Annotated in this window: 18 protein-coding genes, 1 tRNA gene and 3 pseudogenes; 12 read left to right on the top strand and 10 right to left on the bottom strand. The window is 53.8% G+C overall.

The genetic code is table 11. The annotated features are described in order from the left end of the window. Nucleotides 1-75: 75 nt before the first annotated feature. Nucleotides 76-906: a M48 family metallopeptidase gene (locus RHJ02_RS02035; protein WP_206200853.1), complete on the top strand. Its 831-nt coding sequence runs from the start codon at nt 76-78 to the stop codon at nt 904-906. 2 nt (nt 907-908) lie between these two features. Then, nucleotides 909-1,034, top strand: a complete 126-nt coding sequence (locus RHJ02_RS02030) for a hypothetical protein (protein ID WP_302677173.1) — start codon at nt 909-911, stop codon at nt 1,032-1,034. An 83-nt stretch (nt 1,035-1,117) separates the two neighbouring features. Here RHJ02_RS02030 and RHJ02_RS02025 read toward each other — a convergent pair whose 3' ends face one another. The 3 genes from RHJ02_RS02025 to RHJ02_RS02015 all read right to left on the bottom strand — a co-directional run bounded on the left by RHJ02_RS02025 (nt 1,118) and on the right by RHJ02_RS02015 (nt 2,159). Beyond that, entirely contained in the window at nt 1,118-1,720 is a 603-nt protein-coding gene (locus tag RHJ02_RS02025) for an HAS-barrel domain-containing protein (protein ID WP_206200851.1), read from the bottom strand. A gap of 3 nt (nt 1,721-1,723) precedes the next feature. Continuing rightward, on the bottom strand, nt 1,724-1,948 hold the full coding sequence (locus RHJ02_RS02020; protein ID WP_225901621.1) for an NAD(P)H dehydrogenase subunit NdhS: 225 nt from the start codon (nt 1,946-1,948) through the stop codon (nt 1,724-1,726). A gap of 119 nt (nt 1,949-2,067) precedes the next feature. Next, nucleotides 2,068-2,159: transfer RNA gene (locus RHJ02_RS02015), tRNA-Ser, on the bottom strand. 225 nt (nt 2,160-2,384) lie between these two features. Here RHJ02_RS02015 and RHJ02_RS02010 point away from each other — a divergent pair. The 5 genes and pseudogenes from RHJ02_RS02010 (at nt 2,385) to RHJ02_RS01990 (ending at nt 7,584) form a co-directional block, all read left to right on the top strand. Beyond that, nucleotides 2,385-4,142, top strand: a complete 1,758-nt coding sequence (locus tag RHJ02_RS02010) for a TolC family protein (RefSeq protein WP_310800402.1) — start codon at nt 2,385-2,387, stop codon at nt 4,140-4,142. Nucleotides 4,143-4,145: 3 nt separating this feature from the next. Further along, a pseudogene (locus tag RHJ02_RS02005) lies at nt 4,146-4,721 on the top strand (GDP-mannose 4,6-dehydratase); the annotation flags it as partial. A 1,032-nt stretch (nt 4,722-5,753) separates the two neighbouring features. Further along, a pseudogene (locus RHJ02_RS13125) lies at nt 5,754-6,263 on the top strand (GDP-mannose 4,6-dehydratase); the annotation flags it as partial. Between the two features lie 2 nt (nt 6,264-6,265). Beyond that, the gene (locus RHJ02_RS01995; RefSeq protein ID WP_149820529.1) at nt 6,266-7,207 is read left to right on the top strand and encodes a GDP-L-fucose synthase; all 942 of its coding nucleotides are present in this window, start codon (nt 6,266-6,268) and stop codon (nt 7,205-7,207) included. Further along, nucleotides 7,204-7,584 (top strand): GxxExxY protein, encoded by a 381-nt coding sequence (locus RHJ02_RS01990; protein WP_302678709.1) that lies wholly within the window; start codon nt 7,204-7,206, stop codon nt 7,582-7,584. The genes RHJ02_RS01995 and RHJ02_RS01990 overlap by 4 nt, the downstream gene beginning before the upstream one ends. A 23-nt stretch (nt 7,585-7,607) precedes the next feature. Here RHJ02_RS01990 and RHJ02_RS01985 read toward each other — a convergent pair. Further along, nucleotides 7,608-8,000: pseudogene (locus RHJ02_RS01985) on the bottom strand (transposase); the annotation flags it as partial. 231 nt (nt 8,001-8,231) lie between these two features. Between RHJ02_RS01985 and RHJ02_RS01980 the strand changes: the two are divergent. Beyond that, nucleotides 8,232-8,363 (top strand): hypothetical protein, encoded by a 132-nt coding sequence (locus tag RHJ02_RS01980; RefSeq protein ID WP_255521481.1) that lies wholly within the window; start codon nt 8,232-8,234, stop codon nt 8,361-8,363. A gap of 302 nt (nt 8,364-8,665) precedes the next feature. On the opposite strand, the gene RHJ02_RS01975 is transcribed toward RHJ02_RS01980, so the two are convergent. Beyond that, nucleotides 8,666-9,367, bottom strand: a complete 702-nt coding sequence (locus tag RHJ02_RS01975; protein ID WP_310800400.1) for a YggS family pyridoxal phosphate-dependent enzyme — start codon at nt 9,365-9,367, stop codon at nt 8,666-8,668. Between the two features lie 117 nt (nt 9,368-9,484). Here RHJ02_RS01975 and RHJ02_RS01970 point away from each other — a divergent pair, with 117 nt between their 5' ends. Continuing rightward, nucleotides 9,485-10,975, top strand: coding sequence for a hypothetical protein (locus RHJ02_RS01970; protein ID WP_225901620.1), 1,491 nt, complete (start codon nt 9,485-9,487; stop codon nt 10,973-10,975). Nucleotides 10,976-10,977: 2 nt separating this feature from the next. On the opposite strand, the gene RHJ02_RS01965 is transcribed toward RHJ02_RS01970, so the two are convergent. Next, complete coding sequence (locus RHJ02_RS01965) at nt 10,978-12,156, bottom strand: DNA double-strand break repair nuclease NurA (protein WP_206200844.1); 1,179 nt, start codon at nt 12,154-12,156, stop codon at nt 10,978-10,980. A 117-nt stretch (nt 12,157-12,273) separates the two neighbouring features. On the opposite strand from RHJ02_RS01965, the gene RHJ02_RS01960 reads away from it, so the two are divergent. Next, nucleotides 12,274-13,461: a 1-deoxy-D-xylulose-5-phosphate reductoisomerase gene (locus RHJ02_RS01960; protein ID WP_310800571.1), complete on the top strand. Its 1,188-nt coding sequence runs from the start codon at nt 12,274-12,276 to the stop codon at nt 13,459-13,461. Between the two features lie 42 nt (nt 13,462-13,503). Further along, nucleotides 13,504-14,712 (top strand): 4-hydroxy-3-methylbut-2-enyl diphosphate reductase, encoded by a 1,209-nt coding sequence (locus RHJ02_RS01955; RefSeq protein WP_310800399.1) that lies wholly within the window; start codon nt 13,504-13,506, stop codon nt 14,710-14,712. Here the strand turns inward: RHJ02_RS01955 and rlmB are convergent. The 3 genes from rlmB to RHJ02_RS01940 form a co-directional block, all read right to left on the bottom strand. Further along, the gene (gene rlmB, locus RHJ02_RS01950; RefSeq protein WP_310743293.1) at nt 14,709-15,590 is read right to left on the bottom strand and encodes a 23S rRNA (guanosine(2251)-2'-O)-methyltransferase RlmB; all 882 of its coding nucleotides are present in this window, start codon (nt 15,588-15,590) and stop codon (nt 14,709-14,711) included. The two genes, RHJ02_RS01955 and rlmB, sit on opposite strands and share 4 nt — an antisense overlap. A 28-nt stretch (nt 15,591-15,618) precedes the next feature. Beyond that, nucleotides 15,619-16,929, bottom strand: a complete 1,311-nt coding sequence (locus RHJ02_RS01945; RefSeq protein ID WP_206200841.1) for an META domain-containing protein — start codon at nt 16,927-16,929, stop codon at nt 15,619-15,621. An 85-nt stretch (nt 16,930-17,014) separates the two neighbouring features. Next, nucleotides 17,015-18,574 (bottom strand): glycoside hydrolase family 3 N-terminal domain-containing protein, encoded by a 1,560-nt coding sequence (locus RHJ02_RS01940; RefSeq protein ID WP_310800398.1) that lies wholly within the window; start codon nt 18,572-18,574, stop codon nt 17,015-17,017. A gap of 349 nt (nt 18,575-18,923) precedes the next feature. Here RHJ02_RS01940 and RHJ02_RS01935 point away from each other — a divergent pair, with 349 nt between their 5' ends. Continuing rightward, entirely contained in the window at nt 18,924-19,067 is a 144-nt protein-coding gene (locus tag RHJ02_RS01935; RefSeq protein ID WP_181495457.1) for a hypothetical protein, read from the top strand. A 756-nt stretch (nt 19,068-19,823) separates the two neighbouring features. Here RHJ02_RS01935 and sat read toward each other — a convergent pair. Further along, the gene (gene sat / locus RHJ02_RS01930) at nt 19,824-21,020 is read right to left on the bottom strand and encodes a sulfate adenylyltransferase (protein WP_302678705.1); all 1,197 of its coding nucleotides are present in this window, start codon (nt 21,018-21,020) and stop codon (nt 19,824-19,826) included. Nucleotides 21,021-21,090: the final 70 nt, after the last annotated feature.

Raw genomic sequence — 21,090 nt, 5'->3', positions numbered from 1 at the left:
TTGGCAGGGATGCGAGAAACCTGTGCCATACCTTAAAATTGGCAGTAGAGGGGTCAAAGTAAAAATCACGATTTCATGCCTGTTCCAGCGTATTCCAGCCTGAGGGCTGATCACTTTCGTCATCCCCGCGATCGCGAGGCCACCCAAGCCCTCCAACAACTGCCGGGGTTAGATCTTCTCGTGCGATCGCTCCTAGGTTCGGTGGCGGAGCAGGCCTTTTATCTTGAAAATATTGGCAGCAGTCTGCGCCTAAGTGAACAGCAACTTCCAGACATTTACGGGCTTCATATCGAGGCTTGCCGTATTTTAGGCCTAGAGCCACCCCAACTGTATCTGAAACAGCATCCTGTCCCCAATGCCTATACCTTTGCCATGCGGGGCAAGCAGCCCTTTGTGGTACTGCACTCCTCCCTTGTGGAATTGCTGACACCCAAGGAATTGCAGGCAGTACTGGCGCACGAGTTGGGACATCTCAAGTGCGAGCATGGCGTGTATCTGACGATCGCCAACCTGCTGCTGTTTGCCACCAGTCAACTCTCCCCTTGGGGCTTGCTCTTGGCGCAAGGACTGCAAACCCAATTGATGCATTGGTTGCGCTGTGCTGAACTCACCTGCGATCGCGCGGCCTTGTTGGTGACCCAAGACCCGCGGGTTGTGGCCTCGGTGCTGATGAAACTCTGTGGTGGCTCGCCCCAGTGGAGCGATCGCCTGAATCTCGATGCCTTCATTGCCCAAGCACGTGACTATGAGGCCGCTGATCGGGGTTGGTACAACCTTTTCAAGGAATTGCAGGCCAGTCAACTGACTCACCCACTACCGGTGCTGCGGGCACGGGAAATTCTAGATTGGGCGGAAACGCAGCAGTACGATCGCCTCGTCAAGCAATTACATCCCGCTCGTCAATAACGATGGCCAAACCGATTCCCTATCAACCCCTTCTGCTGCGCCTTGCCCATGGGGCGATCGCGATTTTGGCACTCCTCGCTTTTCATTCCAGAGGAGCGGCGGATCGGGAACTGGTGGCGTGGCGGTAGGCTCAAGCCTTCCAATCAAGTGTTGTTGGGTCTAGAAATTGTTATTTTGCTGGGGATGGTGATTGCTTTTGTTTTGCCCGCTATCATAACTGCTCGATAATGCCCCGCAGGCGATCGTAGTCATCCTTGAGGAGTCGGTTCAGGTATTGGGCTGCCTGCACCAGCCACTGGCGATCGCGCTGGCGGAGTTGATACAAGGAACGCAGCGTTGCCGCCACCAAGGCATCCCCAGGACCATACCGCAGGGTTAATAGGGTGCGCAAAAAGGTCAATGTGCCGCTAAAGGCAATCACTTCCTCAACAGGACAGCCATAGACCTGCTGGTGCATTTGGGGTGGGCGGGGGGGCAAATGGTGATAAAAGCGTTCCTGTTCCTGAAAGCCAGTGATGGCGATCGTGATCTCAGTTTTCAACATGGCAAAAATATGGGGCTGCTCTTGCCGTAGTTGCTCTAGGGATAGCCCCAAGGCGGTGGCACGGTGAATGGTGTCAATGGGAGCCGTTACTACATAAGCAACAACGCCATAAATGACGCGATCGCCTTCAGGAATCCGCACCCAACTACCCAAGGCGGGCACCACGGGAAAGTCGAGGCTAGCGGGTTCGTGGCACTGGGCAATGCAGTGATCCGTTGCTGTCTGGATAATTTCCGCAAAGGGCTGGGGGGGAGGCGATCGCCGCGCCATCGTTTACTTTTTCGCTTTCGCTTTTCCTTTGGGCGTGGTCACCACTGGCTCTAGCTCACTGAGCTGAAACGTAACCAATTTATCCCAGTTCCCGCCTTCAAAGAGCACTGCCACTTTGCCATCTGTAACCCGCTGTACAATCCCCTGAAATTGGTAGTAGGTATCGTTGGGATTGGTGACCTTCACGGTCATACCGGGGAGAATTGTCATTGCTAAGTCGCTGGCCATTGTCTCATCCCAAAGAGGTCATGTGCCTTTATTATCCCCTGACCTTGGCCGCTTCCAACTGGAGTTAGACTTGCAACAAGATTCAGTCTCCGCAATGGGTTGGATGATCTTTTCTTCAACGGAGAGGGAGGGATTCGAACCCTCGGATAGGAGTTACCTGCCTATCAACAGATTAGCAATCTGCCGCTTTCGACCACTCAGCCACCTCTCCTTTTTGAGGGTTCCTTATTGTAGATCAGTTTTCTCCCCCTTTTCAATCCTCGTGGTCTGCGGCTGTTGCTCTAGGGGGCGATCGCAATCGAGAATCCATGCTAGAGTTTTGCAGAATGGGTGTGTTGTGGGAGTGAAGCACATGGCTGGATGCTGGCAAGCTTTAGCAGTGCTTAGGCGAATTCCTCTAGGGGCTGAGTTGAGTAGGTTGTGCGTCTAAGTCCTCATGATGAATGCTCTTGCCTTGAATCCCAAGACAATGCTGATGGCCGGACTCCTCGCGATCGCCCCCGTGACGCTGTCTAGCTCGGTTCAAGCTACACCCACCACGACTCCAGTGGCACAGGCATCTTCCCAAACGCCAGCCTCGGATGTCCTCACGCCCCTCAACCCCAATCCCGATAGACTGGCGCTTCCTGAAACGGTCAACATTGATCTCAATCAACCCCTCACCCTCGAGCAAGCGATTGAGGTGGCGATTCGCAATAACATTGGCCTCCAGATTAGTGAGCTACAACTACAACGGGCACGGGCACAACTGCGACAGGTGCAAGCACAGCTTTATCCCACCCTTGCGTTTCAAGCCAGCATTGGCCAAAATACCTCCCCCGGTGGCCAGCCTGCCTACCTGCCCCTCAACTTTCAGCAGCAGCTCTCCTTGCAACAGCAGCAACAGCAACAGGCGCAGCAACAGCTTCTCACGCAGCAACTGGCCGCCAGCAGTATTTTGAATACTCAGGTGCAACGACTACAACAGCGATTTCAAGGCCCCCAACTCACGGCGTTTTCGGATCAGCAAAACCTTGAGCTGCAACAGCAACTGCAACAACTGCAAAATAGTGCCAGTCAGGCGGCTACCCCCTCCAACTTCACTCCCATTACCCTTGCACCAGTAAATCAACTCAACTTTACGAACTTTTTCACCAATCTTTTTGGGGCAACGAGTGGGGCAACATCGAATGCAGTCCTAGTGATGAACTATACGTTGTTTGCGGGGGGCGGGCGATCGGCGGCCATTGCAGCAGCTCGCAACCAAGTGCGCTTCAGTGAACTGGAGGTACAGCGTCAACGCCAGCAACTGATCCTTGAGGTAACCAATGACTATTACTTGGCACAACAGGCAAAGGTACAGGTGCAAATTGCTGAAGCTGCCGTAGCCAACGCCCAAGTGACTCTGCGGGATGCGACGGCCTTTGAGCAAGCAGGGATTGGGACGCTCTTGGATGTGTTAACTGCCGAGGTGAACCTTGCCAATGCCCAACAAAACTTGAGCCAAGCGCGCCATTTGGAAATCACCACTCGGCGACAGTTGGCACAGCGATTGAATGTGAATCAGACGGTGGATGTGGCGATCGCTGACCGCGTTGAACCCGCTGAAGAATGGTCACTTTCCCTTGAGGATAGTATTCTCCTTGCTTATCAGAACCGTGTTGAGCTAGAGCAGCGGCTGCTACAGCGCACGATTGCCCTGAACAATCGTCAGGTAGTATTGGCGGCTACCCGTCCCCAACTGAGTCTCTTTGCCAGTGGCAATCTGCTGGACAAGGTCACGGATGATCTGGCACCTCGTTTTGGCTATGGCGTAGGACTGCAAATGCAATTAGCCCTCTTTGATGGCGGCAATGCCCGCGCCAGTGCGGCTCGCCAAGAAGCCCTTGCAGCAACCGCTGAGGAACAATATGCCAATCAGAAAAACATCATCCGCCTAGAGGTGGAAACAGCCTACACCAATCTCAGAGCCAATGAGAAAAACATTGCTACAGCACGGACAGCGGTTACCCAAGCCACTGAAGGGCTGCGCCTCGCTCGGCTGCGTTTTCAAGCGGGGGTAGGAACGCAACAAGAAGTCACCAATGCCGAAACGAATTTGACCCAAGCCCAAGGGAACCTTCTTGCTGCCATTTTGAACTATAATCGCTCCCTAGCCGCATTAAAGCGGGCTGTGGGCTATCCAGAACAAACACGTTTAGGCGCAAGGCAATAAAGGATGGGCGATCGCAAGCGGGCATTAATTACCGGCATCACGGGTCAAGATGGATCTTATCTGAGTGAGCTACTCCTTGAGAAGGGCTATGAAGTCCACGGCATTATTCGCCGCACCTCCACCTTTAACACCGATCGCATTGACCACATTTACGTTGACCCCCACCAAGAGGGGGCTGCCCTGCGCCTGCACTATGGCGATCTCACCGATGGCGGTACCCTACGGCGGATTTTAGAACTGAGCCAGCCCGATGAAATTTACAATTTGGGAGCGCAATCCCATGTGCGGGTGAGCTTTGATGCGCCGCAATACACCGTCGAAACGGTGGCCATGGGGACGCTGCGACTCCTAGAGGCGATTCGCGAATACCAAGAGCGCACGGGCAAACAGGTGAAGTTTTACCAAGCGGGTTCCTCGGAGATGTTTGGCCTTGTGCAGGAAGTGCCGCAGCGGGAAACGACCCCCTTTTATCCCCGCAGTCCCTATGCCTGTGCCAAGGTCTATGCCCACTGGCAAACGGTGAATTATCGCGAGGCCTATAATCTTTTTGCCTGTAATGGGATTCTCTTTAACCATGAGTGTGTGACTGGCACCACACCAGTGATTCTGCGGCGGCGGGGACTGATGGATATTCTGCCCATTGCCGATGTTGTTCCCCATCGCAGTGATGCCAAGCAGGGTAAACGCTACACAACCGACTTGGCACCCGAGGATCGCTTTGAGGTCTGGGATGCCGAAGGCTGGACCAGTGTGACCTGTATGACGGCCACTTGGAATGGCGGCGATAAAACCGTTCATCGGATCATGGCAGGGGCGGCTCTCTACGAAACAACTGCTGATCATCAAGTTTTTGTCCTCGATAGGGAAACGCCCTGTGCGAAGGAGACACAGCAGGTTCAGGTGGGCGATCGCCTTGCCCTCATTGATCTGCCCCCCCCTACGGAGCAAGTGGATGTCAGCCCCAGCGAAGCTTGGCTCCTCGGGATTCTAGTTGCAGAGGGGCATCTTACCCCTGACGGTAAAGTGAAAGTCGCTAGCCAAGACCCAGAATTATTGGCGCGGGTCAGTGCCACATGGCGAAAAGTTGCCGCAGGATATACCAGTGAGTACACTGCTGCGAGCAGCTTCCCAAACGCTCAGCCTGTGACCCAACTGCATCTCAATGGCAATTGCGACTATGGCCGCTACCTCTACCCCCAAATCTATACCCGTGAGGGTCACAAGCGGATTCCCCAACGCATTCTCAACGCTGATCATGCGGCTCGCTTGGCGTTTCTTGAGGGCTTTAACGCTGGGGATGGTTTGCGCACTACCCCTTGTACCTATGAATTTCAGGGCTTTTGCACGGCTTCACCCGTATTGGCGGCAGGCCTCTATTGGTTGGTGAGCACCACCTTAGAGCAGCGTATTACCCTTGGCCTCGAAGAACGGGGCGATCGCACCTACTACAAGCTGAATTTGAACAGTCCCCAGACCACCCAATCGGGACAGCATCTCTGTAAACCCAAGGACGAAGTCATTAAAGCCCACGCGATCGCCCATGAAGGATGGGTATTCGATTTGGCAACCACCTCTGGCACCTTTCATGCCGGTATTGGCCAAGGCTGGATCCATAACTCCCCGCGGCGCGGTGAAACATTCGTGACCCGCAAAATTACCCGTGCCGTTGCCCGCATTGTGGCTGGCCAGCAAAACAAGCTGTATTTGGGGAACCTAGAAGCGAAGCGAGATTGGGGCTACGCCAAGGACTATGTGCGTGCCATGTGGCTGATGCTGCAACAGGAGCAACCCGATGACTATGTGGTGGCCACAGGCGAAACCCACTCCGTGCGGGAATTTTTAGAACTCGCCTTTGGTCATGTCGGTCTCAACTGGCAGGACTATGTGGAATTTGACCCCCGTTATTTGCGTCCCACAGAGGTGGATTTACTCTTGGGGGATCCAACCAAAGCCAAAACCGTTTTGGGCTGGCAGCCCTCGGTTACCTTTCCGGAACTGGTGGCGTTGATGGTGGAAGCGGATCTCCATGCGGTGGGGATTCAAGGAACAACCCCCAAAACCACCTCCGACACCGTGCTGGATCTCATTGCCCAGCGGCAGTTTATCAGTAAGGCAGACTAGTGATGGATCTCAGTAAAAAAAGGATTCTTGTCACCGGTGGGGCGGGATTTTTGGGACGCCAAGTGGTGGCGCAGTTGCAAAACGCCGGGGCAGTGCCTGAGCAAATCACAGTGGTGCGATCGCGCGACTACGACCTACGCCAACTCTCTGCTTGCCAAGCCGTCGTTCAAAACCAAGATATTATCATTCACCTTGCTGCCCATGTGGGGGGAATTGGCCTCAATCAAGTCAAGCCCGCTGAACTTTTTTATGACAACCTGATGATGGGGGCACAACTCATTGATTGTGCCTATCGCGCGGGAGTCGAGAAATTCGTCTGTGTGGGGACGATTTGCGCCTATCCCAAATTTACCCCTGTTCCCTTCAAAGAAAGCGATCTTTGGAACGGCTACCCCGAAGAAACCAATGCCCCCTACGGCATTGCTAAAAAAGCCCTTCTCGTGCAATTGCAAGCCTATCGGCAGCAGTATGGCTTTAATGGTATCTATCTCTTGCCCGTGAATCTTTATGGGCCGGGGGATAACTTTGACCCCCTGAGTTCCCATGTGATTCCTGCTTTAATTCGCAAAGTTTACATTGCTCAGCAACAGGGGGAGAGGGTGATTCCCGTGTGGGGGGATGGCAGCCCTAGCCGCGAATTTCTCTATGTTGAAGATGCTGCCCGTGGGATTGTCATGGCCACCCAAGCCTACGATCATCCTGATCCGATTAACCTCGGTACGGGTGAAGAAATCACCATTAAGAATTTAGTTGAACTCATCTGCGACCTGATGGACTTTCAAGGCCAGATTGAATGGCAAACCGATAAGCCCAATGGTCAACCCCGCCGCTGCCTAGATACCACTAAGGCAAAAGAGGCCTTTGGGTTTCGTGCCCAAATTCCCCTCAAAGAAGGCTTAGAACGTACAATTGCTTGGTACCGTCAGCACGCTACGTCCCTATGAGACACTGGATCCAGCTTATTCAGGAGATTGCCCAAGACATCTTCCAAGAATTAGGCAGTGGTTTCAGCGAAGCCATCTATCAAAAAGCTTTTGAGGTTGCCCTGCGGGAACGGCAAATTGAGTACGAAGAACAACGCAAGGTACCGATTTTCTTTCACGGTTATTTTGTGGGGGAGGCCATTCCCGATCTCATTGTGCGTGACCATGGCCAAGCGGTTGTAGTCGTTGAACTCAAGGCTGTTCAGAACATTGGCGATAAGGAAGTCAAGCAAGTCAAGAAGTATATGGAAACCCTCAAAATTCCTGTAGGGGTTGTCGTCAACTTTTCCACTTCTACAGCAGGGGATCGGCCGCAAATTATTGAAGTGAACCTATAGCTATTCCAATAAAGCATGAGATATCATCCAGCACAATACTTGCGCATCACCTCATCAATCGAACTGTTTGACCCTGCATACCTCCGCGCTCGCTTCAACACACTGAGGTCGTGCTCAATCACATTCAAATCAGGAGAGTATTTCGGTAAAAATAACACCTCGTGACCCGCCGCTTTCACCACTGCCTGAATCGCCCCTTTCGGATGAATCGGTGCATTATCCATCATCAACAGGGAACGTTTCTCTAACGCTGGCAAACAGTATTGACTCAGCCAGCTCACAAACCCTAACGCATTCAAATATCCTGAAAACAGCATTGGGGCGATGAAGTCTTTCTGGTGTCTATACCGTCCTGCGACTCAACTCTCTCTTTTCTGACGCTTCCCCGCTCGCTCTCCATCAATTCGTTGGCCTCGCGCTGCGATCCTGTTGCAACTAGACGAAAAATTGACTCTGCCCGACGAGTAGCTGTTCTGGTTCAAAAAGCCACCTACGAATGGCCTGCCAAATATGGCAAAGCTCTCTTAGAGGAATTTAACCGCCTCAAAAATGAATTTCTCAAGCGACGGGAAGAGAGACTATTACCTTACTTTCCTAACGAACCCAACCCAAATGCTATCCCAACAAATTTCCTCTGGGCGCGAACGATGACGTGTCCCTACTGTGGGGGGGTGATTCCGCTTTCGCCCAACTGGAAGCTGGCACCCGAGGAAGCACTGGCGATCGCCCGCGGGCATGAATTCCGACATGGCCGCCACCTCGCCTACGGCTACGGTTGATCTCGATCCCGTCCCTGATTTGGACTTGAGCCTACCGCCCCAGTCTGAACCCGCCTATACCTTGGCCGACTTGCGATCGCTGCTTGAGCAACCCCACCTACTGCCGCCGGGCGTCACCGTCAAAATTGGCCTTGGTAGCAAAGATGTGGCCTACCTTGCCCCCGGCCTACCCCAAGCGGTGCGGGTCACCACTGATCCTGAGTACTACGATCAGCACTGCGATAGCGTTGAACTTTGGTCGCCGGGCAGTCCCCTCTTTCCGCCACCGGCGATGATTCCCGAACCAACCCCTTCCAAGGACATTACTCGTGGTGAATTTCTAGCGTTGATTGGCGATCGCCAAAAATCGCCGTGCCAATGCGCACCATGGTTGCCCCGGCCTGTACCGCAAGGGGATAGTCCTGCGTCATACCCATGGAATACTCCTGCCACTGCAGCTGCTGCCACGGTTTTGTACGCAGTTCCTCGCCCCAAGCCCGCAATTCCTGAAAGACTTGCAATTGTTCTGCGGGAGGCAACCCCAAGGGCAGAATCGTCATTAGGCCACAGCAGCGCAGATGGGAGAGGGCATCGAGTTGGGGCAGGGCTGCTTCCAGTTCGGATCTTTCCCAGCCGTGTTTTTGGGGATCGGGGCGGAGCTTCACCTGCAATAGACAGTGGGGACTGGGAGTGTCGGTTTCCCTAAGAATGGCATTGATGCGCTCGGCTAATTTCCAGCGGTCAACGGTGTGGATCCAGTCAAAGAGTTGCAGCGCCTGCCGCACTTTATTGGTTTGCAGGTGGCCAATGAGATGCCAAGTAATATCCGTGAGGTCAGCCAATTCAGCGCGTTTGCTGGCTGCTTCCTGGACGCGACTTTCGCCAAAATCCCGAATGCCAGCTTCGTAGGCAGCCCGAATCGCGGCCGCTGGCATAAACTTACTCACGGCAATCAGGCGGACATGGGGGGGAAGTGTTGATTTGAGGTGGGTGGCGCGATCGCGAATTTCAGCAGCGGATAACACAGGCAATTTGCGGGCAAGGATGCTTTTTGATCCTAAAACCCTGTTGCAAAAAGTGAAACCATGGCAGGATTTTCAGTCTCCTTGACTAGGCTAGAGGGTAGGATTCAGAACGCTACTATGGCTGTGCCCCTCAAACTCTCCCTTGGCCTCATTGGTTTACTCGCTCTCGGTACCCTTTTAGCGGGGAAGTTGCTCTCCCCAGGAGAAAACTTTATGTCCGCTGCCCAAGGTCAACCCAATTGGGGAATTGAATCAAACCCCTCGCCACTCTCTAAACCTGAACCGCCACCGCGCGTTTCTGTGGCTGATTATGATCGCTATCGCCAAGTCATTGAGCGCACCCGCAGTATGATCCACAACTCAGAAGCGCGGCGGCTTGCCGAGCAATATGGTTTGAACATTCTTGACATCACATGGGAGGACACCGCTCGCTACCACAACTCTGCCGTCGGCCCTAATATCAGTGACATGACGATTCAAATTCAGCAGTACAACCCACGCACCAAGGGTTATGAACTGAGTCTGATGCCCGTGATTCGCTTTCCCAATTTTAGCGATCGCACAGCGGATATTCCCCTTGAGCGCTTCTTTATCCTTGTGGGCAATGAAAAGGGCAAGCCACTCCAACGGGTCAACCTCAAGGAATTTCTTGGTAACTTCCGCAAGTATCTCCACAACCCGCGATCGTGGGCAGGAAATCGTCGCTCCCTTTTGGCCGATCGCGATAGCCATGTCCTCGTCAGTGCCCAAGCCTGTTTCCTACCCATTCCCTCCCAAGGGGAAGCCACCTTTAACCCTGTGCTGTTTAACTACCAAAGCTATGAAAAGAACCCAGCCGTCTTAGCCATTTTGGTCACGCGCCAAGGTACCAGTGCCACCGTTATTGACAACAAGCGGGATGCCTTTGAAGCCGGCAGGACGTGGGGACAGCGATTATTTTTCAATAAGAATGGCGAACGGGCGAGCCTAGTGGGACAACGCGCCAGTGATTTTGGAGTGAGAAGCGGCGGTGGCGAGATCACCTCTGCCCAAGCGGAGGCAGCAGGAATGAATATGGTGATGCTGATCCAAGTGCCCCTGAAGCAAGCCCCTCGGCCCCGATCGGTTATGCCCCCTTTCTCGATGCCCGCCCCCGCCCTCATGGAGGCAGCACCTAGCGCTGGTCGCTCCAATGTCGAGGCGGCAGTCATTAGTTATGGCAAGGTGGAAGGCCCCTTCACTGAAATTGATAACCTGCCGATCGAGCGGGATCCCCGCTTCCCCATCCGCGTCACGGTGCAATTTTATAAAGCCACCGATAATGGCGTTGTTGCTGCCGAAGATATGCGCCACATCCATGATCAAATTGCCAAGGTCTATAGCAATGCCGATTATGTCGGCAGCCTCGTGATTGATGGTGACACTGGGCGCCCCACGGAATACACAGGCAGCAAGCAGGAACCCCCCGGCTGGTGGGACGACTTCTGGCAACGGCACCAACAAAATACTGGTCAAACCCGTGAGGAAGCCCTAGAAATGTTGCGGCGATTGCGGGGCAAAGACTGGATGCCGAGGTCGCAAGGGGAATTGGAACAGGCACTGAAGGCGCTGCAAAATTCGTCCCAATAGAGCTAACGCCGCTGCTGCTTACTCACCCATTTGCGACTAAAGCGCAGTTCCATGCCGACGCCCTCTGCCCAGACTTGCAATTGCTTGAGGAAGGCTTGGCGATCGCTCCCTTGGAGAACGGCCAATTGATCGGCAGCTTCAAGGGCATAGGGATAGCCTTGACCGGTAATCAGCTCCCCGCAGAGCCAGCGAATCACCTGATCCAGTAAGCCCGCTTCGTAGAGCCAGAGAGGGAGTTCGAGGCGCACGGGATAGCCTTGATGGGCCTTGAGGTAGCAAAAGCCAATGCCCTTGGCCCAAGCACCGTAATTTTCAAGGATGCCGCCGCGATCGCAGATAAACACAGGGGAGCGATCGCCCCATTGGGTCAACACCGTGCTCAACAGTTGGGCATCCGAGAGGTGGGGACTCGGCGCCAGCTGCTCCAGATGTCCTAAAAGGGTCACCAAATCCCGTGCCTGAGAGCTATCAATATAGGCCACCAAGGGAATCTGGTGTTGCCGGCTCGCGGCAAGGGTTTGGCACAGTGCCGCCACATATCGCCTCTGCCACTCGGGGGCATAGGACTCGGCAAACGTGGCCACAAAGGAGCCATCAAACAATAGCAACGCGGGTGCGGTTACCTCGGCCATGCGCTCCCGAAGGGTTTTTAGTTCCAGTTCAAAGCGGCGCAGGTGGATATAGCGTTCGTGGAAGCGATAAATTTGCGGCTGTCGCAACTGTTCTTCCGCTTGGCGCAGTTCCGCTGGTGTAATTAGTTCAAGGACAATTTCCTTGGCGTAGGGGCGATCGCGCCGATGGGGATTGAGAAACCACCCCGCCTGTACCACACCCACGGGCAAAAATAGCTCTTCACTGGGCACAATCTGGGAACCATCCACCGCCACAGTGGTGACATCCATGAGTTGAGTCATTGCCCACTCCCGCGCCGCCTGACGATGGGGCCACTGTACCCCCAAGGGAATGCGCCACCCCTGATGCCATGGTTCAATAGGACGTGCCCCCCAATCTGGGATCTGCGGATCAATGGCAGCGGTGATGTCGGCAATGGTTTGCTGCTGCCATGTCTTGAGAGCCTGTTGATAGGCCTGTCGCACCTGAGCTAGGGCGGTGTCATAGCTGAGAAATTCGGCCTTTTTATGATTTAGTTGCTGCACCAGTTGGAAAAGGGGTAACACCATGACTGGGAAAGACTAGAGAAACGCCTCTTGCTATTCTCAACGGAATAGGTATGGGTTTGCCTTGTGTCCCCTCCTGCGGTAGATATTAAGGTGTCCACTGACCCTCCCCCAAAAACTGTGAAGGCACTCACCCTCCTTGGCTCCACTGGCTCCATTGGTACCCAAACCCTTGACATTGTTGCCCAATATCCCGATCGCTTTCGTATTGTTGGCCTTGCTGCCGGGCGCAACTTGGAGCGACTGATTCCGCAAATTCGCCAATTTCAGCCGGAGATTGTCAGTATTGCCGATGCCAAGCAACTGCCAGAGTTAGAGGCGGCACTGGCCGATCTGCCCCAAAAACCACAACTGGTGGCGGGGGAATGCGGTATTGCGACGGTAGCGGCCTATGGGGATGCCGATGTTGTGGTCACCGGCATTGTTGGTTGTGCCGGTCTGGTGCCGACGATCGCCGCCATTAAAGCGGGTAAAGATATTGCCTTGGCCAATAAGGAAACGCTGATTGCCGGTGCGCCCGTGGTTTTGCCGCTGCTTCAGGAGTACGGTGTCAAGCTCTTGCCCGCTGATTCTGAGCACTCGGCGATTTTTCAGTGTTTGCAGGGGGTACCCGAGGGAGGACTGCGGAAAATTATTCTCACTGCTTCCGGAGGCGCTTTTCGTGATTGGCCGGTGGAGAAACTCTCGCAAGTGACGGTGGCCGATGCCCTCAAACACCCCAACTGGTCAATGGGACCCAAAATTACTGTGGACTCGGCAACCCTGATGAATAAAGGCCTAGAGGTGATTGAAGCCCACTACCTCTTTGGCATGGACTACGACAATATCGAGATTGTGATCCATCCCCAAAGCATTATCCACTCGCTGATTGAGTTGCAGGATACCTCCGTGCTGGCGCAGTTGGGCTGGCCAGATATGCGGTTGCCGCTGTTGTATGCCCTCTCGTGGCCAGAGCGAATTCCCACGAATTGGTCGGCACTGGATCTGGTGAAGGCGGGGGATTTAACCTTTCGATCGCCGGATCACCAAAAGTATCCCTGTATGGGGCTGGCCTATGCGGCGGGTCGCGCTGGGGGAGCCATGCCGGCAGTCCTGAATGCTGCCAATGAACAGGCGGTGGCGCTCTTTATTGCCGAGGCGATTTCGTTCCTTGAGATTCCCCGCCTGATTGAGATGACCTGCGATCGCTACTCTGCCCAAAACATTAACAACCCTACCCTAGAGGACATTTTGGCCGCCGATCGCTGGGCGCGAGAAACGGTACAGGAGTTGGCACAACGGGGAGTTAGCCCCATGATTGCGCTATAGAGTGTGTCAAAATACCATACAGATTGCTTCAGAGGAAAACCAATGGATACCCGCGCATTCAAGCGATCGCTACACAGTTCCGAAAACTACCACCGCAAAGGCTTTGGTCACGGTGAGGAAGTAAACCAGCAGCTGCAAGGGGAGTATCAAAGTTCGCTGATTCAACAAATCCGCGCCAATGGCTATCGCTGGCAACAGGGGGATATAACGATTCGCTTGGCGGAGGCCTTTGGCTTTTGTTGGGGGGTAGAACGTGCCGTTGCCTTGGCCTATGAAACCCGCACCCACTTTCCCACGGAGCGCATCTGGATCACGAATGAAATTATCCACAATCCCTCGGTGAATGAGCGCCTGCGGCAAATGGCCGTGGAATTTATTCCGGTGGTCAATGGGGCAAAGGACTTTAGTGAGGTGCGCCAAGGGGATGTGGTGATTTTGCCCGCTTTTGGTGCCAGTGTCCAAGAAATGCAACTGCTGAATGAGCGGGGCTGCACGATTGTCGATACCACTTGCCCGTGGGTGTCGAAGGTGTGGCACAGTGTTGAAAAGCACAAAAAGGTCAATTTCACCTCGATCATTCACGGTAAGTACAACCACGAAGAAACGATCGCCACCAGTTCCTTTGCGGGCACCTATTTGATTGTGCTCAACCTCGAAGAAGCCCGCTATGTCTGCGATTACATCCTCAAAGGGGGCGATCGCGAGGCCTTCATGGCCAAGTTTGCCAAGGCCTGTTCTGCGGGCTTTGACCCCGATCGCGATCTGGTGCGGGTCGGCATTGCCAATCAAACAACGATGCTCAAGGGGGAAACCGAACAAATTGGCAAACTCTTTGAACGCACGATGATCCAAAAGTATGGTCCCGATCGCCTCAATGAGCACTTCATGAGCTTCAATACCATCTGCGATGCCACCCAAGAACGCCAAGATGCGATGCTGAACTTGGTCAAGGAACCCTTAGATCTGATGGTGGTAATCGGTGGCTACAACTCCTCGAATACCACCCACCTTCAAGAAATTGCCATTGAACATGGGATTCCTTCCTACCACATTGATTCTGCCGATCGCATTGGGCCGGGGAATCGCATTGAACACAAACCGCTGCATCACGCTCTCACCGTTACCGAGAACTGGCTGCCCGATCGCCCAATCACCATTGGCATTACGTCCGGTGCCTCCACTCCCGACAAGGTGGTCGAGGCGGTTCTCAATAAAATTTTTGCCCTGCGGTCTGTGGTAGCGGTTTCCTAGGCCTCTGATGCTTGGGTCAAATCCCAAGCGGGCGATCGCTGACAACTGATCTCGTAGAGGGCAATACCGACTGCCACTGATGCATTGAGGCTATTGGTGCGCCCCGCTAGGGGAATAGCGACAATCTCATCGCAGTGTTTTTGGGTTTGTAGGCTAATCCCTTCCCCTTCACTGCCAACGACAACGACCGTGGGGCGATCGAAGGTAATTTTCGGTAGGGGCACCGCGCCACGTTCCGAGAGGCCATAGATCCAATAGCCCGCCGCCTTCAGGGTTTCAAGGGCTTGATTGAGGTTAATCACCCGTGCCACCGGTAAATACTCCAGCGCCCCTGCAGCGGCTTTGGCCACTGTTGCAGTAATGCCCACGGCTCGCCGTTGAGGAATAATCATTCCTTGCATGCCCAGTGCTTCTGCGGTGCGGATCATGGCACCGAGATTTTGCGGATCCATAATGCCATCTGCCGCTAGAAGAACGGGTTGATTCACGGTTGCGGCCTTGGCCAAGAGATCCTCAAGAGACCAGTAGTGATAGGCAGCCACCTGAAGGGCAATCCCCTGATGGCGCCCCCCTTGGCACAGTTGATCGAGGCGTTCGGGGGTTACAGTATCAATGATCGCTCCTTGCTGTTTAGCTTCATTCAAGCGTTGATGAAAGCGTGGATCATAGCGCAGCGAGGGAATCACCCAAATACGGTTGCAGGGACGGCCACTTTCAAGGGCTGAGAGCACGGCATGGCGACCATAGAGGAGTTCGGGGACATCCTCGGCAGTTGGGGGTGCTTTCCGAATTGGTTGAGCTGGGGTGCGTCGCTGGGGGCGAGGAGGGCGGGTCGCGGTCGGTCGGTTTTTTTTGCGGGGACGAGGTTTCTCGGTCATGAAGAGTCACTAAGATTGCAGATCTTCCCTAGGGTGTTCGCTGAAACATCGCAAGGGGGCGATCGCCATCATAGAACGTCAATGTATTTCCCTCAATGCGGTAGCGGTTCGTTTGCTCAAGGGTCTGTAAAAACGACATCTCCATCCTTTGTGCCCGTTGGCCAATACAGGCGCGCCGCGTTGTCGCCACTGCCGAAAACCGCAATTGCTGGCCATTGACGCTGTAACCACCGTTAAAGTTATTGCAGCCACTAAAGCCCGTTGCTCGCTGGGCATTGCTATCAAACTCAATAAACGCCGTATTCATGGGATTGCGCGGTGGCATCGGCATATTGGCTAGGCGCTGCAGTTGCCAGCGGCCACTGAGGGGACTTTCCGTCGCACCCGCTTCAAAGGTTAATAGCAGGCGATTGCCCTCAAAGAGTTGCAGCGTATTTCCTTGAACGCGGTAGCGATTGGTGCGACTTAGCCCCTGTAGCATCTGGGTTTCCACACTCTGAAGGGGTTCTTGGCCGCAGAGGCGTTGGGTGGTGGCTAAGGGGGCAAAAAGCAGCCGCGGGCCGTTGGCGGTGTAGCCACCATTAAAGCTATTACAGCCCGTAAAACCATTGGCACGGCGGTTAGCACTATCAAACTCAATAAAGGCGGTATCCACTGGTACGGCTTGATTGCCAATGCGTCTGAGACGCCAGCGTTGACCGCTGAGGCTCAGTTCTGGGGGTTGGGAGGGAGGGTTATTTGCTGTTGCTTGTGTGGAAACCGCCACAGGCACCAAGCGCGGCAGGGGTAGGAGTCCCCCTTCGAGGCGATAGGTGACAGTACTGATGCGACTGGGGCAACAGAGGGGATCATTGGGCGTGTAGCGGGCAAAGTCTGCGGTGAAGGTGCCATCGTTTTGGAACTTGACCTCGCCTAGGAATGAGCCATCAGCGCGGGAATCCATGAGATTCGGCGATAGCGTTCCCAAGTAACGTCCTCCGGAAAAAACAAAGGCCTGATACCCCATCGGGCGACACATGCCATCAAAGCGACTATTGCCAAGAATAATTTCCACATTCTGATGGCGAATGGGGGTGCCCACGAGATACCAGCCTCGCTGTTGGATCAGGCGATCGGCCATGGATTGGGGAGAACGTAGGGTGCTGCGACAGCGGTTCAACTCACTGGGATCAGGATTGCCCCGTGGGGGAATCTCTAGGATAGGAAGGTTGGGATTCCAGTTGCGCGGCGGTTGATCGAGCCAAGACTGGGGGGCGGCGAAACTCATGGGGGCGATCGCCAGCGTTGTGGTGACTGTGTAGAGCGTTGCCAAGCCAACCGCAGTGGGAAACTTAATCATGGTGATGAAAGACCAAGCTCTATGGGGGTATCTCTAGGGACGTACAGAGAGTATAGGGGTTCCCTATCGATTCCCTCGCAAAAGATCAAGAAACCTTTAGCAAGGACGCTAGGGTCAGACCTTGGGCGATGCTGTAGTGCCCATAGCTAAAAACGCGGGGCACATCGGAGTGCAGATGCTGGGCAATTTCGCGGTAGGCGTAGGGACTGCCATAGACCACCAGACCCGCCAGTTGATTTTGGGCTTGCAGTCGTTCGAGGGTGGCGATCGCTGGCGCACTTAAACCCGCTTTGCCTCGGAAGGGATTGCCACGACTAAACACCTGCACTAAGGTCGGTGCCTTGGGGAAGCCCTCAATCATGGTGAGGGGCGTTTGCTGATCAATCACCACCCGTTGGTCAAAGCCCCAAGTGGGGGGCAGTGTCAATGCGGGACAAGTACGGTTCAAAAAGCTAGCGTGCAGAGTATCATCCACGATCAGACAATTCACCCCTAAGGGCACAGGTTGCAAGGCTTGGCCAGCCCGCTCGAGACTGTCTTGGGCAATGGTGGTGGCCACCTCAACGGCTGGTGTCGTTTGGAAATAGTCCAACTGTAATGCTAGAGGCTGAAGGCGAGCCTTCGCGGCTTGAATGCGGGCTACAGCGGCCTGAATGCGCTCAGGAGGAATCCGCCCTGACTCAACGGCGGCAACCACCGCTTCAATGGCTGCCGGCGGATCCAAGGGCATGAGCAGAATATCGGCACCTGCTTCTACGGCTTTGACGGCAGCTTCGGCGGTACCGTAGGTGTTGGCGATCGCCCCCATGACCAAGGCATCGGTTACAATTAGACCCTTAAACCCCATCTCTTGGCGCAGGATTCCCGTGAGAATCGGGGGAGACAGGGTGGCGGGTCGCTCGGCATCCAAGGCGGGTAGGTGGACATGGGCGCTCATGACGGTATCCACCCCGGCAGCAATGGCAGCAATAAAGGGCGGCCATTCAATAGCTTGCAGGCGATCGCGATCGTGGGGAATCACGGGCAGTTCCAAATGCGAATCCGTGGCTGTATCCCCATGGCCGGGAAAATGCTTTGCCGTTGTGAGCACTGGATAGGCCCGTGCCCCTTGAATAAACGCGGTCGCAAGGGCACTCACAATGTCTGGCTCCTCGCCAAAGGCACGGACATTAATCACTGGGTTCGCCGGATTATTATTCACGTCCACCACCGGGGCGAGAACCCAATTCAAGCCAATGGCTAAAGCTTCGGCTGCGGTGTATGCCCCCATTTCCTTTGCAAGGTCAACTGCCCGTTCGCGGTTCTTTTGGGCAATGGCACCTAAAGCTGCTGGCGGGGGAAATTGTGTGGCACCACTGAAGCGTTGACCAACCCCCTCCTCAATGTCAGCAGCCAACAGCAGTGGGATCGTTGCCCAAGATTGGAGCTGGCAACAGCGTTCTGCCACTTCGACGGCACTGCCCCCCAAGAGAATCACCCCACCAACTCCCCAGTCTTTAATCCAGTGTTTTAAGGTGTTTTGGGGCGGCTCCCAAGCGGGATACTGAATCTGGCTGTCGTAGAGGTAGCCACTGGCTCGTACAACCACCATCTGCGCCACCTGTGCCCGCAGCGAAAGCTCAGAAAGAGGGGGAATAAATGTCATGGGTGTGATCTCATTCAGAGCAAAATTTCACAAATGAATAACTTTCTTATTCAGCATATAAAAAATTGTCTCAAACTCCCTCAGGTCACTGGTCTGATTTTTTATACTAAAAGTACAGCCTTTACAGCCCTTTTCTAAGTACGGGCTGCATAAGGGGAAATGAACCTCCTCTATAGGAGCCTTAGTTGTTTTGAGTGTGTTCCATTCATGTGAAAAGGGCTGTACCTAATGATCTTGAGGCAAAGTCCGATTCCGTTGCTCCGGTAGAGCAAGTTTCAAGTTTTTCCTGCGGTGTTCAATCATTAAGCCAAAGGCTGAAGCCTAAATCGCTTTCTTTAGGAGTTGACCTATGTTAAAAGCACTACGTGAGAAACTGCAAAGTATGATGGTCTTTTTGATGGAGGCATTTGGGCGCATCTTCACCCCTCGCAATGATCACTATCCTTCCACAGGAGCACAGCCCTTCACGGGAACACCCTCCCGTAAGAGTTAGTTACTGTCTTCCGCAAGCAGAATCCCTGTAGAGACTTTACAGGTAAAAATAACTGGTATTCCTTCCGCATCAGCTCCGCCATAGCGGCAATCATGGGGCTGGTGCAGTTTTTTATGAGCTTGGGGCGATCGCCCAAACTGTTAAAACCTAGAAATAACGCTCAGCGCTAAGGGTACCACCAAAAGGTTGCAACCACTGAATCTAACGGCATATTTCAGAATCAGTTAAGGAATATTTCAGATATTGAATTTCCCGTTAACATTTGAGCATTCCCAAAAGCCTATGCTAACTTAAAAGTAGGCACAGAAAGAAAGGTTAACGATAAGAGTGAACTTAAGGCTTGTGCCTCCCAGTCCTTGAGTTCGGGATAAAGCAAAGTTACTCCAAGATAAATCTCACTCCTGTCTTGCGAGTAATATCAAAACCAATCCTTTGAGCTTCACCGTTGTATAGTTGTCCTCTCGCTTTATCCAGCCTTATCGTTTGTGTGGTTACTGCCGAAGTCCCCATCCTGTCGTCCATGGGAGTTAAGGCAAAGCTAGGTAACCTCCTAGTATCCAAGGTCGTCAACGTTGACAGCAATCCATTACCTAGTGTCCATGCTCCAAGCTTGATCGGTTGAGATCGCCTAGTGGGGGTTTTGATCGCCAGCTAAAACCACGTTTTGTCCACGTTAGTTGTTGAGTTACTTCGTCATTGCTAACTTCGTTAGGGGTCTTGCTGCCATCAGCTTGACCCCCTCGTTTTATGTTTAGGCTATGGCGTGAGTTGCGGTTGTCGCATGGCGCGTGCCAGTTCTGCTGCTACTTCTGGACGCGAAAACTCTGGAGGTGGCAATTCGCCCCGGCGCAGCATTTCCCGTACCTTTGTCCCTGAGAGGTGAATGCGCTCTTCGGGTTTGCTGGGACTGGTTTTACTGGTGGCCATAGACTGGGTGCGGGTGCAGTAGAAGGCATGCTCAAATTTCAAGGGAATAATCCCCAAGGCTGCTGGATCAAATTCATCGAAGATATGTTGGGCATCGTAGGTGCCGTAGTAGTCCCCCACACCCGCGTGATCGCGACCAACAATGAAATGGGTACAGCCGTAGTTCTTACGGACGAGGGCATGGAAAATCGCTTCCCGTGGCCCTGCATAGCGCATCGCTGCCGGATTAATGGCCAGAATCACCCGATCTTTGGGGAAGTAGTGCTCGAGCATGATTTCATAGCAGCGCATCCGCACATCGGCGGGAATGTCATCCTCCTTGGTGGCACCTACGAGGGGATGCAAAAAGAGACCATCGACGATTTCAAGGGCACATTTTTGGATATATTCGTGGGCGCGGTGGATCGGATTGCGGGTCTGGAACCCCACAATGGTGCGCCAACCTTTTTCACGGAAGAGGGCACGGGAATCCACCGGATCAATGCAGTAGTTGGGAAATTGGGGATGGGGATGCCGCTCTAGGAGCCAAATCGGGCCTGCAAGGTTGACTTCTCCCTGTTCATAGACCACCTTGACACCGGGGTGTTTGTCATCTTCAGTGCGATAGACACAGCGCGCCTCACGGCGTTTGTCATAGGTATATTTTTCGGTGAGTTCGAGAATACCCAAAAACTGACCCGCTGCGTTATCGAGGCGAATGGTTTGGCCAATTTCTAGGCGAGCAGCCACCTCCGCACTGACAGAGAGGGTAATGGGAATTGACCAAGGCAAACCATTAGCAAGGTACATTTCTTCAACGACCCGCTCGTAGTCGGCCTGTCCCATAAACCCCGTCAGAGGACTAAAGCCACCAATGGCGATGAGTTCTAAATCGGAGACAGCGCGCTCATCAAGGGTAATGCGGGGCAATTGATCGGCACGGGCGAGCCACGCCTGTTTTTGTTCGGAGGAGAGAATCCGATTGACGAGGATACCGCCGTGGGGGGCGATCGCATCCTTTGTCTGTACTGTCGGTGATGGACTCAATGTGGAACTCCTTTTTGGGGTTGGATGAACCTGTTGCAAAACTTCATAACTAAGATAGAAGTCATTATTG

Origin of the sequence: Thermosynechococcus sp. TG215, assembly GCF_031583455.1 — a bacterium.
Taxonomy (GTDB): Bacteria; Cyanobacteriota; Cyanobacteriia; order Thermosynechococcales; family Thermosynechococcaceae; genus Thermosynechococcus.
This window is presented reverse-complemented; position numbering and strand designations above follow the sequence as displayed.

Coding starts and splice junctions, on each gene's coding strand:
- RHJ02_RS02035 (WP_206200853.1), top strand. CDS start 76: ATGCCTGTTCCAGCGTATTCCAGCCTGAGGGCTGATCACTTTCGTCAT.
- RHJ02_RS02030 (WP_302677173.1), top strand. CDS start 909: ATGGCCAAACCGATTCCCTATCAACCCCTTCTGCTGCGCCTTGCCCAT.
- RHJ02_RS02025 (WP_206200851.1), bottom strand. CDS start 1,720: ATGGCGCGGCGATCGCCTCCCCCCCAGCCCTTTGCGGAAATTATCCAG.
- RHJ02_RS02020 (WP_225901621.1), bottom strand. CDS start 1,948: ATGGCCAGCGACTTAGCAATGACAATTCTCCCCGGTATGACCGTGAAG.
- RHJ02_RS02010 (WP_310800402.1), top strand. CDS start 2,385: ATGATGAATGCTCTTGCCTTGAATCCCAAGACAATGCTGATGGCCGGA.
- RHJ02_RS01995 (WP_149820529.1), top strand. CDS start 6,266: ATGGATCTCAGTAAAAAAAGGATTCTTGTCACCGGTGGGGCGGGATTT.
- RHJ02_RS01990 (WP_302678709.1), top strand. CDS start 7,204: ATGAGACACTGGATCCAGCTTATTCAGGAGATTGCCCAAGACATCTTC.
- RHJ02_RS01980 (WP_255521481.1), top strand. CDS start 8,232: ATGACGTGTCCCTACTGTGGGGGGGTGATTCCGCTTTCGCCCAACTGG.
- RHJ02_RS01970 (WP_225901620.1), top strand. CDS start 9,485: ATGGCTGTGCCCCTCAAACTCTCCCTTGGCCTCATTGGTTTACTCGCT.
- RHJ02_RS01965 (WP_206200844.1), bottom strand. CDS start 12,156: ATGGTGTTACCCCTTTTCCAACTGGTGCAGCAACTAAATCATAAAAAG.
- RHJ02_RS01955 (WP_310800399.1), top strand. CDS start 13,504: ATGGATACCCGCGCATTCAAGCGATCGCTACACAGTTCCGAAAACTAC.
- rlmB (WP_310743293.1), bottom strand. CDS start 15,590: ATGACCGAGAAACCTCGTCCCCGCAAAAAAAACCGACCGACCGCGACC.
- RHJ02_RS01945 (WP_206200841.1), bottom strand. CDS start 16,929: ATGATTAAGTTTCCCACTGCGGTTGGCTTGGCAACGCTCTACACAGTC.
- RHJ02_RS01940 (WP_310800398.1), bottom strand. CDS start 18,574: ATGACATTTATTCCCCCTCTTTCTGAGCTTTCGCTGCGGGCACAGGTG.
- RHJ02_RS01935 (WP_181495457.1), top strand. CDS start 18,924: ATGTTAAAAGCACTACGTGAGAAACTGCAAAGTATGATGGTCTTTTTG.